This window comes from Pseudoalteromonas sp. OOF1S-7 (genome assembly GCF_022347765.1).
Taxonomy (GTDB): Bacteria; Pseudomonadota; Gammaproteobacteria; order Enterobacterales; family Alteromonadaceae; genus Pseudoalteromonas.
Map to the genome: position 1 here is coordinate 39,599 of NZ_JAKRFZ010000027.1, position 15,234 is coordinate 54,832.

Genomic DNA, 15,234 nt, shown 5'->3' on the forward strand with positions numbered 1-15,234 from the left:
CCTGCGAACGTAGTATACTTTCGTGCCAGATAACCCCTGAGTCGGGTCAATAGTGAGATCATTTGAGGAGTAAAGCATGAAAGTGTATTTGGAGTTGTTGCGGGATGTATTAGAAAACGGCACCCAGAAAGGGGACCGCACAGGTACTGGTACGCGCTCCGTGTTTGGCCGTCAGATTCGTCACAATCTTCAGGATGGCTTTCCGCTGCTGACCACCAAAAAGCTGCACTTTAAGAGCATTGCCAATGAGCTGATCTGGTTCCTCAAAGGCGATACCAATAAAACCTGGTTAAATGAAAACGGGGTGAAAATCTGGGATGAATGGGCACTGGAAAACGGTGATCTTGGCCCAATTTACGGCAAGCAGTGGACAGCCTGGCCGACCAAAGACGGTGGTGAAATTAATCAGATCGACTATGTCGTTGATACTTTAAAAAACAACCCTAACAGCCGTCGTATTTTGTTCCATGGCTGGAACGTTGAGTATCTGCCGGACGAGTCGATGAGCCCGCAAGAGAATGTTGAAGCCGGTCGTATGGCCTTACCACCTTGTCACTTGCTCTATCAGTTCTACGTGGCGGACGGTAAGTTATCAGGGCAGCTGTATATTCGCAGCTCAGATATTTTCCTGGGGCTGCCGTATAACATCGCCAGCTTGTCTTTACTGGTGCATATGCTGGCACAACAATGCGACCTTGAACCTGGCGAAGTCATTGTCAGCTTTGGAGATTTGCATGCTTATTCAAATCATATGGAGCAGATTGAACAGCAGTTGCAACGGGAGCCTAAGGGGTTACCAACGTTAAATATTCTGCGCAAGCCTGAGTCTATCTATGACTACCGATTCGAGGACTTTGCGATTGAGGGTTATAACGCCGATCCCAACATCAAAGCTCCTGTTGCGATCTGATTTTAAACTGTTCTATACCAATTTGGTGTTAGTTATGTGGTAGGCGGCCAGTGAAGGCCGCTTGTTGTAGCAGGAGTAAGGCGTTATGTCCATCCATTCCAAAATAACTCAGTTAGTACATCATCGGCTCGTTGGTATGTTGGCCACACTATTGACAGTAGCCGGGTTTTTGTCCGCTTGCAGCTCACAGCCATCAGTGGACGAAGAAGCTGAAGCGCGTGCCAGGGCTGAGTTGATCAAGACCTACAATGAACACAAAGCAGGTATTGAGCGTGTTGCTGCGATGGAGCAGGACTTGTCTCAGCTTCTGATCTTATTATCGTCTGCTCATGACATACAGCCGCTTGAAGAGAAAATCGCTCAGTCAGAGAAAAGTGTTGTGACTCATCAAGTAGAGCCAGCTTCCGCCAGCGAATTGTTCAATGCACCAAGCGAAGGTTCCATTGTGGTGCAGTTTGGGCGTCACCTTTTGAACGCACGCGCTCGAGCACAAAACGACCGGATCAGCGCATCTTTGTCTCTCATACAAAGTTACTACCCAGAGATGTTTAGAAATGTATCATTATATTTACAAACACCGGCGGTAAATGATACTCAGTTTTACCTTTCCCAGGCTTCCGGCTTCCTGTCTGTACAAGAAAGTGTCGTGTTCTGTCGTCTTATTCAAGCCAGTGGCCAACCTTGTAAATTGGTTAACTAGCTAAAAAGTATTGAAATAATATTAAAGATTCTGTATTTAGGTACGATATAAAAGAAGTCTGAGTAGTGTTTTTATTCAAATTGAGCACCTTTCTACCCAAGGGCACTCGAATGAATTGATAAAATCACTATAAAGTCTTAGTTGTACGTTCAGTGCAAAGCGCTGCACGTGTGGTTTGGCCGGGTATGGAAGCGGCTATTTAATGAAAAGGACTAGCTGATGGAAAAGTTAATGAACAAGTACTCTCTACTCTCAATTTTGGCTGCAATGCCTTTACTGGCTGCAGCGCAGCCTGCGGAATTCAAAGCATCCGTAACAGTAAGAAATATCTTCACGTTTGAAAATGCCGAGCCACTTAGCTTTGGTACAATACGTGCCAGTGGTGACACGGGGGGGGTTGAAACTGCGACTCTGGTTATTGCTGCAAACCCTAATACCGCGCCTCGGGCAGATTCAACCGATGTGACAAAAGCGGAGATTGCGATCCTGGAACCTGGTACGCCAGCAAAATTTACCGTTGATGGCGTTTCACCCTATGCGACGCTGACTATTACTGATCCGACAGAAACCGATGTCTTACCGATAGATTTGCCGCCAACAACACCCGGCTTTAAGCTAGGCACTTTCACCTACTATGTGACTTCTGGTACATCTCCAGCCCCGGCAACAACCACAGTACAGGCTGATGCTGACGGTAAAATTGCGTTTAATGTGGGTGCAACGCTGACAACAACCAGCGCCGCTGCGGGTAACTATATCGACGGCGAGTATGAAGGTACGTTCAGCGTTGAGCTGAGCTACTAATCTGCTATGGCGGGTGAGCGATTTGCCCGCCAGTTTAGTATGAAGGCGCTTTTGCTATTCGTCAGCTTGGTGGGCAGTATGCTCTGTCAGGCGAGTATTATACTCAATGCTGATCTGAACTTTGGCACTGTTATTGTGGCAGACCCCAGTGTGGTCGGCACGGTTACTGTATCCCGGGGCGGTGGAACAAGCTCCTCTGGCAGTATCTATGTGGTCGAAAAAGGACACCCAGCAGAGCTTGTACTGGAGTCTTTTCCCATCGGTGTCTATCTGAATATCTCCACAGATATACTCAATGATGAGCTGGCACATACTCAGCTTATCAGCCAGGGAACATTGCGTGTTATCCAGCTTCATCATCCTGCCAGGGTCTTCGCTGATCAATATGGTCGCGCCCGGCTTGTGATAGGAGGCACATTGCAGAGTATGCCCCATGCTGGCAGTTACCTGGATGGACAGTATGAGACAACCATCAGCGTCGAAGTCAGCTATTAAGTAAGCACAGACTCTCTTTCATCGCCGTTAGAAGTAGAATAGGCAAGATCCAATGAAATATATTACTCACATCATGCTGTTGGTGCTGTTGTTTTGCGCCGCTCAGTCTCAGGCCAATTTATTGATTTCACCCACCCGGGTCGTGTTTGATGAGCGCCAGCGAAATGCCAAAGTATTTCTGATCAACAACAGCCAGGAGTACAAAACTTACCGTCTGAGCTTTAAAGAAAAACTGGCACTGCCAGAGGGCGGGTATAAAGATGTGTCAGAGCAGGAAAATCCCAGGCGTTTAAGTGGGTTACTCAGAATGACACCGAAGCAGGTACGCCTTGCACCAGGCGAGCGCCAGGTCGTTAAACTGGCTTTGCGGCGAAAGAAAGACATGGCTGCGGGTGAATACCGCTCACACCTGTTCTTTCAGGCACTGCCTGAGAAAAAAGACTCGGCAAAAAAGGGGGTTGGGATCAGGCTGAATATGATTATGAGTTACAGTATTCCAGTGATTTATCGTCAATCGGCATCTGTGCCGCAGGTCACCATTGATAGTGCTAAGGTGAGCCGGGGAGAAAGTGGTCGTTATGATACCCTTAAGCTGGCGCTCTCTCGCCAGGGAGATGCCAGTACGTTTGGCCAGGTAAGTGTTTTTTGGCGCAGACACAACACAGCTAAATGGCAAGAAGCCGCCATTGTGAGCAGCTATAGCATTTATCCGGAGGTCAGTCAGTCGCACTTACAGCTAAAGCTGATAGATCCGAGTATTATGCAGGGGGCGCGTGCCGGGGAGCTAAAAGTGGTGTATACCGGCAGTGGTGAATATCAGGGAATACCATTTGCGGAGCGCATCTTCCCTGTCACGTTACGCTGACCCCGGTGGTCAGATGGTGAGATTTGTTCTGATCCTGCTACTTGGGCTGGCATTGGGAAGCGCCATGCCTGTCTATAGTGCTCAGCAGCAGGATCTCTCCAAAGCCCTCAGTACGTTGCAACGCATCCAGGCTAAGCTGACACAATCTAAAGCCAGCCTGGCAGTGCGCAATCAGTCAAAACAAACAGGTATCCCGGAAGGGGAAGATTTGTTCTTGTCTGTGTATGCCGACAATGTCTATCTGGGTGAAGTGTTTGCGGTTAAAAGTCAGCAAGAGGCAAAAATTGAATTGCGCAGCTTGTTTGCCGTACTGGATTTTGCCATCAGTGATGACGAAGAAACCGATTATTTCTCCGGCTGGTATTTCAGCCCTGAACGCACCTTTTCCTTTGATAGCGCGCAAACGGTGGCGCAGGTCAACGAACAGCAATATGTCGTTGCGCAGCAGGATGTATTGCATGCGCAGGGTGAAGTGTTTGTCGAGTCTGCCTTAGTTGCGGACTGGTTTGGACTCGATTTACAGTTCAATTATACAGATCAAAGGCTCAGTGTGCAGACACCTGAACCATTGCCAGCGCTTGAGCGTCAGGCTCGGGCGGCGCGTCGTTTGGTTCAGCATCAAGGCAATTCGGCCTCCAGGTTAACCTGGAAACCGAATGCTTACCAGATGTTGTCGTCACCACTGATGGATGTTCAGTTTGGCTATCGTCGTGACAATAAAGAGGACGCGTACTACTACTCTATGCTAGGGGCACATGATCTGGCGTTCTGGAATGTCGAATACTTTGTTTCAGGCACAGACGGAGATGTTGTTGATCAGGGCCGCCTTAAAGGAAAGCGCGAAGATGGGCAAGGTCGCCTGCTGGGGGGGCTTAAAGCCACTCAGGTTGAGGTGGGCGATATACTTGCAACACACGTTGGCGCCGGACAACCCTCAGGGCAAGGTGTTGGGGTGCGTGTTGCCGACAGGCCGCTGCACAATGAAGTTCAGGAGCAAAGCGTCCAGATCAGTGGTTCGGTTCAAGCTGGCTGGGACGTTGAGCTGTATCATAACGGCCTGCTAGTTGCACAGCAGCTTCAGGTTCAAACGGGTCGATATGATTTTGACCGCATTCCCCTGTATTTTGGCAGCAATCAGTTTGAGCTGGTTAAATATGGCCCTCAGGGGCAAGTAGAGCGTGAACAGCGCAGCTATTTTGTAGAAGGCACGGGGCTGGACAGTGGCCAGGGCTATTTTGATGTGTCAGTAACAGATATAGGCGGTTCGGTGTTTAATAATGGAACTGCACCAGCGTCTCGTTCGGGTTGGCAGTTCGATGGCCGTTACGATCTCGGTCTGTCTGATGATATCTCGGTGTATGCGGGTATCTCTCAGGCTTTAACGAATGAGTCGGTGACAGAGCGCATCCTGACGACAGGTGGTACGCTGAGCCTGTGGAAAAGAATGCTGCTAAATCTGGATTTATCCCACGACAGTGACGCTCAGCATCAGGCTCAACTCAGTGCCAGAACCGAGTGGGCAGGGCAGGCCGTTAGTACCAGCTGGCAAACACAACGACGACGGCTTACAGGCGCACAAGCAAGCGAGGAGTATCGCCACAGCCAGGGTCTGAATATGGTGATGTCGGGTACGGTTAATGTATTCGATAAGCCGCTGTCTTATCAGAATCAGATACAGTGGAATCGCACCGATCAGGGCAGCGAATACACAGTGTTGAGCAATCGGGTGGGCACGTCATTTGGCCGTGTGAACATCAGCAATCAGCTACAACGGCAATCCAGCAGTACTGCAAAGGACCATGCAACCTCAGGTCAGCTGCGATTTCAAACCCGTTTAGGTCGCGTCTTTGGCCGACTGATTTTAGATTACGACTTGCATCCATACAGCGAGTTAACTGCATATGAAACGAGGTTCTACCGCAGCCTGAACGAGCAGTTCAACGTTGAGCTGAGCTTTCGGGAAACACTTGATACCGACTATCAAAGAAGTGAGTTAGGCCTTAACTGGCTGGGTGATAAATTACGCCTTAACAGTCAGTTTAGCTACGACAGTGATGATGAGTGGTCGCTTGGAGTCAATGGCCAGTTCAGTTTCGGGTATCACAACGAGAGTGAGCAGTTGTTGGTCAGCCAGCGGCGACTGGCGAGCAATGGGGCTGTACTGGTTAAGGTCTATCTGGATCACAATGCCAATGGGGTGTTTGATGCGGATGATGAAGTGGTGCCTGATGTGCGGATCCGGGCGTTGCAAAACTACATGCAGGGTAAAACCGATGCGCAGGGGCTGGTTCTGCTCAGTGGTATGCCTGTTAACCAAAAAACTGACATGGTGATTGATCCTCAGAGTCTTGAAATGCCTTTTGTTGTCCCGGCAAGTGAAGGGGTTGCAATCACGCCACGGCGAGGCTTTGTGGAGTATCTCGAATTTCCCCTCGTGAACACCAGCGAAATAGAAGGGGTGGTGTACCAACAAACGGACACTGAGCATGCGCCCCTGCCTTATGCGGAAGTATCTTTGATTGACGAGCTGGGGCAGGAGGCAGCCAGAACCGAGGCGGCATATGATGGGTATTATGTATTTACAGGCGTTAAGCCTGGCCGCTATCAGGCAAAAGTGACAAGTGCTGCAAGGCGCGGTCTGGCCCATAGCGATCGGGTTGAGGTGGTCCTGTCCGAGCAGGGCGATGTGCTGGTGGAAGTCGATTTGCAGCTGGCACCACAGTCTGGCAAAGCCGTCACCGTCCTTTCTGTCGGACGTTTTACGTCGCTGGCGGTGTTGAAAACCTATGCGCTGTTGCTCCGCCAACGTCATAGTAGCTTGATATCAGAGCCTCCGTTTTATGTTTTTGATGATAAAACCAAGTCTTATGTGTTGGGGATCGCGTTTATTCACCAGGGCGCGGATACCACACAGTTGCAGCAACATTGCGAGTCATTGCAAAGCGCTGGCGTTCCCTGTCAGCTTGAAGACACAGAACTGAAGTTATAAGAGGAGTGAGTGATGAAGTTATATTGTTATCTGGTATGGCCCTTGCTGGTTGTGCTCAGTGGCTGTGCCAGTACAGGCCAGGATGAGCAGCGCCTTGCCCAACTTGAGCAGCAACTGGCTCAGTTGCATACCGAGGTTGAACAAATAAAGCGCAGTGTCGAGCAGTGGCAGCAGGTTGCGCCTCAGGTCAGTGAATTGCTAAATATTGAGCAAGATCTGAATTTACTGGCTTCACAGTTACAGCTGGCACTGGCACCAGTTGCTCAGCCCGCGGGGGATGTTATGGTTGCAAAAGTGGCAACTCCCCCCAGTAATGTTGAACAGGCTCAGAGCAATCACGGTCCTCTTGGCGTGCAGTCTGCACCCAGTGAAAACAAGGAAGTGCCGGAAGAGGCGCGCGATGTGCAACCTAAGTTAGCTGTAAAAACAGATAAAGCAGAGTTTGCAGTTCAGCTGGCATCAACCAGGAAGCAAAGTCAGCTAAAAATGGTTCATCAGCGGTTGCTCAAAAGTTATCCGCCGTTACAGGAGCAACCGGTGAACGTTGAGCAAGTCGAAATTCGTGGCCAAAGATACTTTCGGCTGAAACTGGGCGCATTTGAAAATAAAGCGCAAGGTAGAGCATTGTGCGACAAGCTAAAGCCATTTCATCCACAGTGCTTGCTGAGTCATTACACAGACAACCCTATCACTTTATAGTGTCCTATCATCAGCATTGTGGATCGTTTTTTGCATTTGTTTCGTCAAATAGAAAGAGGTGATCATTATGCAATTTCCTGCTGTGATAGCCGCACTGGCCCTGTCGGTGCTGCTCAGTGGCTGTGCCGGAATAATGAAGACGCAGCAACAAAAGAAGGTGGAACAAGCGCAACCCTTGCCGACATTGCATCAATACATGGGGCAACTTGCTGCCGCACTGGGGGAGCATAGCCGCCCATTGAAACCCGGTGCCACGGTTGCCGTCACGAGTTTTTATCTGGCGGACCAACTTGGCAATGCCGTTGCCAGCAACCAGGGCAGTGGTCTCAGTACTCAGGTTCAGGAAAGCTTGATCAGCTATGTGACACAGATGGGACTGGAAGTGGTGGAGTTTCGGCTGCAGCGTACTTTAACTTTGTCGGACAGTGCCGATAACTTATTAAACCGTGATGTTGCCCTGCTGCGCGAACGTCATAAATTTGACCTTGCTCTGACAGGCACCATCAGCGAAAGCCACGACCATTACACGATCAATGCGCGATTGATCACTATGCTTGATAGTCGTACGGCATCCGCTGCGACCATATCCGTGCCCAAGGCTGTGCTGTGGGGCAATGAAAAAGCCCAGATGCGAGATGGCAAGCTACATCGCGGCCAGTATTAGTGGAGACAAAGATGAAAAAATCTGTGATAGCACTTGTGTTACCTACCTTAACTCTGTTTGGGTGCGCACAACTGGGTATGACAAAACACCAGGAAACCGCCACATCACCGGGTAAATTCAGTGCGGCTGAACAGTTTCAGGCCCATCCCCGGGGCGTGCAACAAATGTCTGTATCTCAACGTATGGCGGCCAAAAATGTGACGCACTATGTACAGAAGCTGATGCAGGACATGGTGAGCAATGTGAAATACATTAATGACCAGACGCCAGTAGCGGTATCGAGTTTTGTCTTTTTAGACGAAGACTTTAATCACGCAACTTTGCTTGGCAACCAGATTGCCGAAAGCTTTATTCATGAGTTGCATAACTTTGGCGTGCCGGTGATCGATTTTAAAACCACGGACTTTATGCGTGTCACTAAGCACGGGGATTTTATCTTCAGTCGTGACTTTTTAGAGCTCTCTGATGAGCTGCCATTTAAATACGTACTGGCAGGCACCTTGACCCATCATCAGGGGGGGATCTTAGTGAATGCCCGGATAGTGGGTATGCAAAGCAAAGTGGTGGTGGGCACTGCCCAAGGGTTTTTACCTCAGTCAGTGGTGAATGCGCTAAGAGACGGCGCTATTCATGAAGGGATCCGGTTACAACGAGCGGGTGAGTGATCATGAAAACACGCATTCTGAGTGGCTTAACGCTGTCGGTACTGATGTTGAATGGCTGTCAGTTGATGGGTACACAGCCTCCCCCGCAGACAGTGGCAACCACGCCTATGACGCCCAAAGTGGCCAAGTTTCGAGAGATAGAGGTGCTTTATGAAGCACTGGAGGAACAAGCGCCAGAGGCTGAGCAGCCGGTTGATCCGGGGTTTGTGAGCGAGCGACACCGTAAACAGGTGGCCAACTATGCATCCCAGATAGCACTGGAATTGTCCGACTCTTTGTTAGGCGTGCACCCACATTCCGTGGCAGTGACCAGCTTTGTGAGTTTTGATGACACACTCAGAAGCAGCAATCAGTTGGGTAATCAGTTGTCTGAGAATCTGATACACGCATTTCAAAAACTGGGTTATGCGGCCCTTGATTTCAAATCACAGCAACAGATCCAGGTGACCCGCAGTGGCGATTTTGTATTTTCTCGGGACAGCAGAGCATTACCAGGCAAGCCCGATCCCAGCCATGTGCTTTCTGGTACTATGATCTATCGTGACCGGGGCGTGGAAGTCAACGCACGCTTGCTGGATTTTGAAAGCCGGCTGGTGGTTGCCAGTTGTATGGTGACTATTCCCTACTTTGTTTTAGATTCAGGCGCAACCGCGGCCAGATAGCCATTTAGCGGCAAAGTGCTGCCTTTGCCGTTGCCCATCCTCTGTAAAAACATCATTTATTTTATTAAGAATCAAAAGGTTGACCAATTAACCGAAAACGCTTAGTATTTTTCAAAGCGACACGGCCTCTTAGTTAAATGGATATAACAGTCCCCTCCTAAGGGATAGTTGCAGGTTCGATTCCTGCAGGGGCCGCCAGCGTTTTTCTCTTATAAATCAAATCAGATATAGCAATCACACCTCAGTAGAAACAACCTAAAATGGTATAGGTAATCCAAATTACTGGTGGGTTATTAATCCTCACTGTGTGTTCTGCCGAAGTAAAGCGCTTACAGCGCAAAATCTTCCTGCTTTTGTACCATGACTTCGACTAAATCATTGATCTGGATATTATTCAGTGGTCGCTCTGAAATGTTTTCTGCAATCGCATTTTGTGCATTAACCTGAATGATACGCACCTGATTGAGGGTTTTGATGCTTTGTGGGAAAAACTGGTTGGTCGTGCCCTGCATATCTCGCCGATGAGAAATGGTGAGCAGCTGTCCTGCTTCAATGCCGTGATTACGGCCGAGATTAATCACCAACTTGCCTTGCTCGCGATGTAATATTTTACCTCTGCTGGGCAGGCATGACAGTGCAGAGTCCAGGTCCTGTGCCACGCTGTTAAAAACGCTCTGGATCTGCTTGGCATAGTTGGTGCGCCAAAAGGTATCGCTGTAGACATCAACAATCTTGGTCTTTTCAAAAGGCCAGACACCACTGACGGCGTAGTGCTTTTGCCAGACCTTGTCACGGGTCAGGGCATCAAATGCAACAAAGTCGATCTTAAAGCTGCGCACGTATTCCTCATCCTGCCAGAATGCGTAGTCATCGTTGGTTTTATCTCCCGCTGCAATGTCGGTGATCTGGCTCATCAGCACATACTGACTGTTGCTCAGCGTGGTCAAAGAGTCGATCAGTTGTCCATCATACTCAAAGCGTTGGGTAAAAAACGGCCGGGCATTGATCGCATGATCCAGATACGGGATCGGCTTTACGGTGAGATTGCGCTGTGCCAGTGTATGGTAAAGGCGTTCACTGCTGGCTTTGGCGATGTCAAAAATTTGACCCAGGCGGGCCTGGTGCGGCTGAATGAGCTGACTTTGCGTAATGGTCACTTGTTTTGCCACCGCCGCTTGTGCGCACTGCTCCAGTTTGGGGAAGATATCCAGGTGCAAAGTGACGCTGACAATCCCATCTTGCTTTTGTTCAGAAACCAGGTTGATTTGCTGGATCTCGCCATGGCTTTTGATCTTGATTTGATCTTGCGTCAATACTCCATCGGCCAGTGTGGTGACACTAGACACCGTGGCGCCGGAAAAGATCAACGCCTGAGTAATGGCATCCTGCACCGCTTCCTGGCGTGCTTCGGCCAGATCTTCGGTGTGTGCATTGGCATAGCCCGTAACTTCAAACCACTCTGCGCTGGCCCCAAAACTGGCGGTGGCCAGTAACACACTCATAATACGCGACAATTTCATGACTTTATTACCGAACTTTAAGCAAATCTCTTACTTAGTACAGCAAGTCCTGTGCCAAAGGTATTGGCAAGGTTTGTGCATAAAGATTTGTTACTTGATGATATGCCACATGGGCCACACAGAGGAGTTACCCTATGAATCAGTTTAGAGCGCTTTGGCGTCAGCGGGTAGTCACCCTGCTCAAATCCTGTGTTATTGCAGCGGCACTGGGTCTGGCGGGATGTAGCTCTATCATAGACAAGCATGTTGAATACAGCTATGTGAAACCCGACTCTTATCCCGTGCTCAAGGCGGTTGGCTATGCACCGTTGAGCTCTCAGCCAGGCAGCAGTGACAGTGAAAAAATGCTGATGGCCATTAAAGTTTCTAAGCTCGAAGCCTATCGAGAACTGGCAGAGCAGGTTTATGGTCACAGGTTAAGTGCCAGCACAACGGTACAAGGTGCAGTTGCACAGAATGATGGTTTACGCAGTCAGGTGCAGGGCCTTATTCGCGGTGCAAAGGTAATGAAGAGCTATGCGGTCGGGGATATTTATACCACAGAGTTGGAGCTGGATATGAAGCGGGTTTACGATTTGTATATTGGCGAGGTTAAACCACGTAAAGTCGAACGTGTCACTTATTACTGAGCGAGCCTGACGGGTTAGGGCGGTAAATTATGTCCTTTGCTTTCAGTGTGCCTTCAATTTATACTGTTTAAATATACACGTCACCTCAGCGATGCTGAGGTGCATAGTAAGGTGAGTGGGAGATTTGTCGGTGCTTGATCCGAGAAATGAAGCGCAAAAGGTGCTTAAACGTTTGTGGTGTGACAGTCAGTTTCCGGTTGACCCTGTGACCATTTGTAAGTCGCTTGGTCTGGACGTTGTAGAAATGGCGCTACCAGATAAGGTCTCGGGTGCGCTGATCAAAGAGGCAGGTGCCGATCCGGTTATCGTGTTACATCAGGACGACCACCTGAATCGCAAGCGTTTTAGCTGCGCCCATGAGCTTGGCCATTATATTTCCCGTATCGAGTCTGACAATACAGACAAAGAATACGAATATATCGATCTGAGAGGCCCCAGCGCGTCTACCGGCGAAGACGAGGAAGAAGTGTTTGCCAACCAGTTTGCTGCCAACTTATTAATGCCCAATGAAGAAGTGAAAAAGCTGCATCGCAAGAAAATGGCTCACTTTGAAATGGCGCTGCATTTTGGTGTGTCAGTTGAGGCCCTCAAATATAAGCTCAATGCACTGGAGCTGTTGTAATGACGCAAAACAGGGAAGATCGAAAGGCTGAGCAGTCGTCGTTTGTTGCACAAATTAAACACAACGTTAAAGAACAGAAATTTACCAATGTTGACCCCATGCAGGTGCAGAAGGTCAAAGATGCCGAGTCTGACCGTGGCCTGAAACAACGTTATGCTTTGTGGTTCATTGTTATTCTTGCCGTACAGCTTTTGATTATGAATCTGGTACTCGTGCTGGTTGGCGTGGGTAAGCTGCATTTTGAAGAATGGACACTCAATTTATATATGGCGGGTACTTTGGCTGAGGTATTCGGCGTGATCCTGGTGATCACCAAAAACTTGTTTCCTACCAAAGCTTAGTTTATCTAGTCTGATCACTCAGGCTTTAATGTTTTTAACCAGCTCACCCATATTGGAAACAACACTACCATCCTGTCCATAGGTCATTGAGGTTGGCGCACCAATCAAAATATCTTTCAGTTCACGCACGGTCAATTGTGCCTGATGCGCAGCTTGCGCGTTAACGTCATTTTGTTTCTTGCAGCGATATAGTAAATCTTTAACCTGTTCGGTTAATGGGGTTATTTCATCGTGGCTGAACGTGTTTTGCGGGTATTTAGACAAGTCTTTATCGAGCTTTTGCAACTGATTAAGGGTCGTGAGCTTAGTACGGGCGATTTCTTTGAGGTTGTCGCCGTTGCGAGAAGCAAGCGCCTCAAGTTCATCATCCAGAAGCTGGGTCAGAGCTTCCAGAAGATTAATTTGCGCTGTTAGTTGATGGGCACACAGTGCCGTTTGATCGTCCACTTAATACTCTATCCAAATAAATCGAACTCAAAGGCGGCAATATTTTTAGCCAGCTTCTCACTGTCGACCTGATACTTACCTTCAGCAATGGCTTTTTTAAGCTCTTCGACTTTTTTACTGTCGAAAGAGGGGGCCTGTTGCGCTTTTTCCTGCAACCCCTTGAGTTGCTGAGCTTGCGGCGTTAGACTCACCGAATCTGCGGCAGCCTTGGCTTGTGCTTGCGGTTTGGCTGCGGTGTTACTTGCTTCATTTCTTTGTAATTCAGCACGTTGTTGCTTTGCATTTGTTGCAACATTGTTCGGCTGATTTTGACCGTTAATGTTGTTTACCATGATGATGACCCGTTAGTTAAATTGCTTCAGCCTTTATATCGGCAAGCCATTCGCTTACTTTAGCAAAAAAATCAGATTTTGACTGCTACTGAATCAACATCTTTCACCCGTGCAAGCACCGTTTTTCCTGACCTTGCATTTTTGACCCGGATTTGCTCTCCTAAGTTCCCGTCCTGCAAGGCAATACCATTGGTTTTAATCATAAGTGTGCCATCACTGGCCAGAATTGTCACGTTATCCCCCTTGCAAATCATGCAAATCTGAAACATGCTGAGCGGCTTACCTTGCTGGATGCGGCGTTTGGTCTTGCTGCCCACGAGCAGCTTCATATCGTCGATGTTAGCTGCACGCACAAAGTGCTTGGGCCGCATCTCGATTGTTAGATCCTCTGCGGTTAGCAGTACGCCTTTATCAAGCATACGCGTACTGACAATCACAGGTAACAGTGTTTCGATTTTTACATGAACAAACTGAACCCAGGACTCCAGGTCATCACAGCGTACCATGACCGTCACCTGCCGATTGAAGGGCGGGCTGGATTTGCTGCTGACTTGCAGTGGACGTAGACACTGACGTTCTGGAATTCGGGTATCCAGTGGCAATGCCGAAACGTGTTGCTGCTCTTCTTCCTGAGTCGGCGCAGGGATCTGCCCCACGATAAAATCTATTGCCAATTTCTCAACGTCTTTTGACTCATAGGTTTGACCATAAGCAAATGACGTGGCTAAAAAATATGCCACTATGGGAAAGAAATAAGCGGATAATGTAATTTTTAACAAACTCATGATGTTTCGACTATGCTTATGGGGTGAAACAAGGTATAAAGATTTTGCGTGATTTGCCTCACCGCTTCAAGGGCGACTTTGAATGGTAGAGTACAAGCAAACATTGTTCCGATAAGCAGTTTTATAGCAGGAGAATGACATGGCAGGTATTTTGGACTCAGTCAACCAACGAACGCAGTTGGTGGGTCAAAACCGACTTGAACTTTTACTATTTCGCCTTCGTGGGCGCCAACGCTTTGGAATTAATGTATTCAAAGTAAGAGAGGTACTTCAGTGCCCCCCCCTGACAGCAATGCCTAAATCTAATGCGTTTATCAGAGGTGTCGCCCACATCCGGGGGCAAACTATTTCCGTCATCGACATGTCACTGGCTGTAGGCGGACCGCCGATAGAAAATATCAAAGACTGCTTTATCATCATTGCTGAGTATAACCGTTCAGTACAGGGCTTTTTGGTTGGTGCGGTAGAGCGCATAGTGAATATGAACTGGGAAAAAATAATGCCACCGCCCTCGGGCGCAGGTCGTTATTCATACCTGACCGCAGTCACTGAAATTGAAAATGAGTTGGTAGAGATCCTGGACGTAGAGAAGATCCTCAACGAAATCTGTCCAATCAATACTGAAGTGAGTCAAGAAATTGTCGCCGACGGTGAAATGCAACGTGATCTGGGTGAACGTATTGTCTTTATTGCCGACGACTCCGCGGTGGCACGTAATCAGGTGAAGCGTGCGCTGGAACCTTTAGGGGTTCAGACAGAGCTGGCTAAAAATGGTAAAGAAGCCTTGATCCGTTTGAAAGAAATTGCGGAGATGGATTGCCAGAATGATGTCACAGAGCGCGTGGGTTTGTTGATCTCCGACGTTGAAATGCCTGAAATGGATGGCTACACCCTTACCGCAGAGATAAAAGCGGATCCTAAGCTGGCGCCTTTGCATGTTATTTTACATACTTCATTAAGTGGCGTATTCAACCACGCAATGATCGAAAAGGTCGGTGCTGATGACTTTATTGCTAAATTTAACCCCGATGAATTGGCAACAGCCGTGAAGAAATGGGTTCATTGCGATTAATTAGTGGCGGTAATACTTTGGAAAATAAACACT

At 48.5% G+C, this 15,234-nt stretch carries 18 protein-coding genes and 1 tRNA gene; 15 read left to right on the forward strand and 4 right to left on the reverse strand.

The features are described 5' to 3' along the window. Window positions 1–76: 76 nt before the first annotated feature. The 11 genes from MHN33_RS23065 to MHN33_RS23115 all read left to right on the forward strand — a co-directional run bounded on the left by MHN33_RS23065 (window position 77) and on the right by MHN33_RS23115 (window position 9,651). Window positions 77–910 carry a thymidylate synthase gene (locus MHN33_RS23065; RefSeq protein WP_239401749.1) on the forward strand — a complete coding sequence of 278 codons (834 nt, stop codon included), beginning with the start codon at window positions 77–79 and terminating at the stop codon, window positions 908–910. Window positions 911–995: 85 nt separating this feature from the next. Next, window positions 996–1,610, forward strand: a complete 615-nt coding sequence (locus tag MHN33_RS23070; protein WP_239401751.1) for a hypothetical protein — start codon at window positions 996–998, stop codon at window positions 1,608–1,610. 231 nt (window positions 1,611–1,841) lie between these two features. Next, window positions 1,842–2,414, forward strand: a complete 573-nt coding sequence (locus MHN33_RS23075) for a DUF4402 domain-containing protein (RefSeq protein ID WP_239401752.1) — start codon at window positions 1,842–1,844, stop codon at window positions 2,412–2,414. A gap of 6 nt (window positions 2,415–2,420) precedes the next feature. Beyond that, entirely contained in the window at window positions 2,421–2,909 is a 489-nt protein-coding gene (locus tag MHN33_RS23080) for a DUF4402 domain-containing protein (protein WP_239401754.1), read from the forward strand. Window positions 2,910–2,961: 52 nt separating this feature from the next. Further along, entirely contained in the window at window positions 2,962–3,774 is an 813-nt protein-coding gene (locus MHN33_RS23085) for a fimbria/pilus periplasmic chaperone (RefSeq protein ID WP_239401755.1), read from the forward strand. A 13-nt stretch (window positions 3,775–3,787) separates the two neighbouring features. Further along, window positions 3,788–6,763, forward strand: a complete 2,976-nt coding sequence (locus tag MHN33_RS23090) for a hypothetical protein (protein ID WP_239401756.1) — start codon at window positions 3,788–3,790, stop codon at window positions 6,761–6,763. A 12-nt stretch (window positions 6,764–6,775) separates the two neighbouring features. Next, on the forward strand, window positions 6,776–7,462 hold the full coding sequence (locus tag MHN33_RS23095; RefSeq protein ID WP_239401758.1) for an SPOR domain-containing protein: 687 nt from the start codon (window positions 6,776–6,778) through the stop codon (window positions 7,460–7,462). A 67-nt stretch (window positions 7,463–7,529) separates the two neighbouring features. Then, on the forward strand, window positions 7,530–8,126 hold the full coding sequence (locus tag MHN33_RS23100; RefSeq protein ID WP_239401760.1) for a FlgO family outer membrane protein: 597 nt from the start codon (window positions 7,530–7,532) through the stop codon (window positions 8,124–8,126). Window positions 8,127–8,137: 11 nt separating this feature from the next. Next, window positions 8,138–8,791, forward strand: a complete 654-nt coding sequence (locus tag MHN33_RS23105; RefSeq protein WP_235410904.1) for a FlgO family outer membrane protein — start codon at window positions 8,138–8,140, stop codon at window positions 8,789–8,791. Window positions 8,792–8,793: 2 nt separating this feature from the next. Continuing rightward, on the forward strand, window positions 8,794–9,453 hold the full coding sequence (locus MHN33_RS23110; protein WP_239401761.1) for a FlgO family outer membrane protein: 660 nt from the start codon (window positions 8,794–8,796) through the stop codon (window positions 9,451–9,453). Window positions 9,454–9,576: 123 nt separating this feature from the next. Next, a tRNA-Arg gene (locus tag MHN33_RS23115) sits at window positions 9,577–9,651 on the forward strand. A gap of 131 nt (window positions 9,652–9,782) precedes the next feature. On the opposite strand, the gene MHN33_RS23120 is transcribed toward MHN33_RS23115, so the two are convergent. Beyond that, on the reverse strand, window positions 9,783–10,973 hold the full coding sequence (locus MHN33_RS23120) for a flagellar assembly protein T N-terminal domain-containing protein (RefSeq protein WP_239401763.1): 1,191 nt from the start codon (window positions 10,971–10,973) through the stop codon (window positions 9,783–9,785). Window positions 10,974–11,107: 134 nt separating this feature from the next. Between MHN33_RS23120 and MHN33_RS23125 the strand changes: the two genes are divergently transcribed. The 3 genes from MHN33_RS23125 (at window position 11,108) to MHN33_RS23135 (ending at window position 12,565) form a co-directional block, all read left to right on the forward strand. Further along, window positions 11,108–11,602 carry an LPP20 family lipoprotein gene (locus MHN33_RS23125; protein WP_239401764.1) on the forward strand — a complete coding sequence of 165 codons (495 nt, stop codon included), beginning with the start codon at window positions 11,108–11,110 and terminating at the stop codon, window positions 11,600–11,602. 130 nt (window positions 11,603–11,732) lie between these two features. After that, complete coding sequence (locus MHN33_RS23130; protein ID WP_082078806.1) at window positions 11,733–12,224, forward strand: ImmA/IrrE family metallo-endopeptidase; 492 nt, start codon at window positions 11,733–11,735, stop codon at window positions 12,222–12,224. After that, on the forward strand, window positions 12,224–12,565 hold the full coding sequence (locus MHN33_RS23135; protein WP_239401766.1) for a hypothetical protein: 342 nt from the start codon (window positions 12,224–12,226) through the stop codon (window positions 12,563–12,565). Before MHN33_RS23130 ends, MHN33_RS23135 begins: the two co-directional genes overlap by 1 nt. Before the next feature lie 18 nt (window positions 12,566–12,583). Here the strand turns inward: MHN33_RS23135 and MHN33_RS23140 are convergent, their stop codons facing one another. From MHN33_RS23140 to flgA, 3 genes are all read right to left on the reverse strand, one after another. Next, window positions 12,584–13,012 carry a flagellar protein FlgN gene (locus tag MHN33_RS23140; RefSeq protein WP_239401768.1) on the reverse strand — a complete coding sequence of 143 codons (429 nt, stop codon included), beginning with the start codon at window positions 13,010–13,012 and terminating at the stop codon, window positions 12,584–12,586. An 8-nt stretch (window positions 13,013–13,020) separates the two neighbouring features. Next, complete coding sequence (flgM, locus tag MHN33_RS23145) at window positions 13,021–13,344, reverse strand: flagellar biosynthesis anti-sigma factor FlgM (protein ID WP_239401770.1); 324 nt, start codon at window positions 13,342–13,344, stop codon at window positions 13,021–13,023. Window positions 13,345–13,415: 71 nt separating this feature from the next. Continuing rightward, window positions 13,416–14,129 (reverse strand): flagellar basal body P-ring formation chaperone FlgA, encoded by a 714-nt coding sequence (gene flgA / locus MHN33_RS23150; RefSeq protein ID WP_239401771.1) that lies wholly within the window; start codon window positions 14,127–14,129, stop codon window positions 13,416–13,418. A gap of 139 nt (window positions 14,130–14,268) precedes the next feature. Between flgA and MHN33_RS23155 the strand changes: the two genes are divergently transcribed. After that, window positions 14,269–15,201, forward strand: coding sequence for a chemotaxis protein CheV (locus tag MHN33_RS23155; RefSeq protein WP_010386777.1), 933 nt, complete (start codon window positions 14,269–14,271; stop codon window positions 15,199–15,201). Window positions 15,202–15,234: the final 33 nt, after the last annotated feature.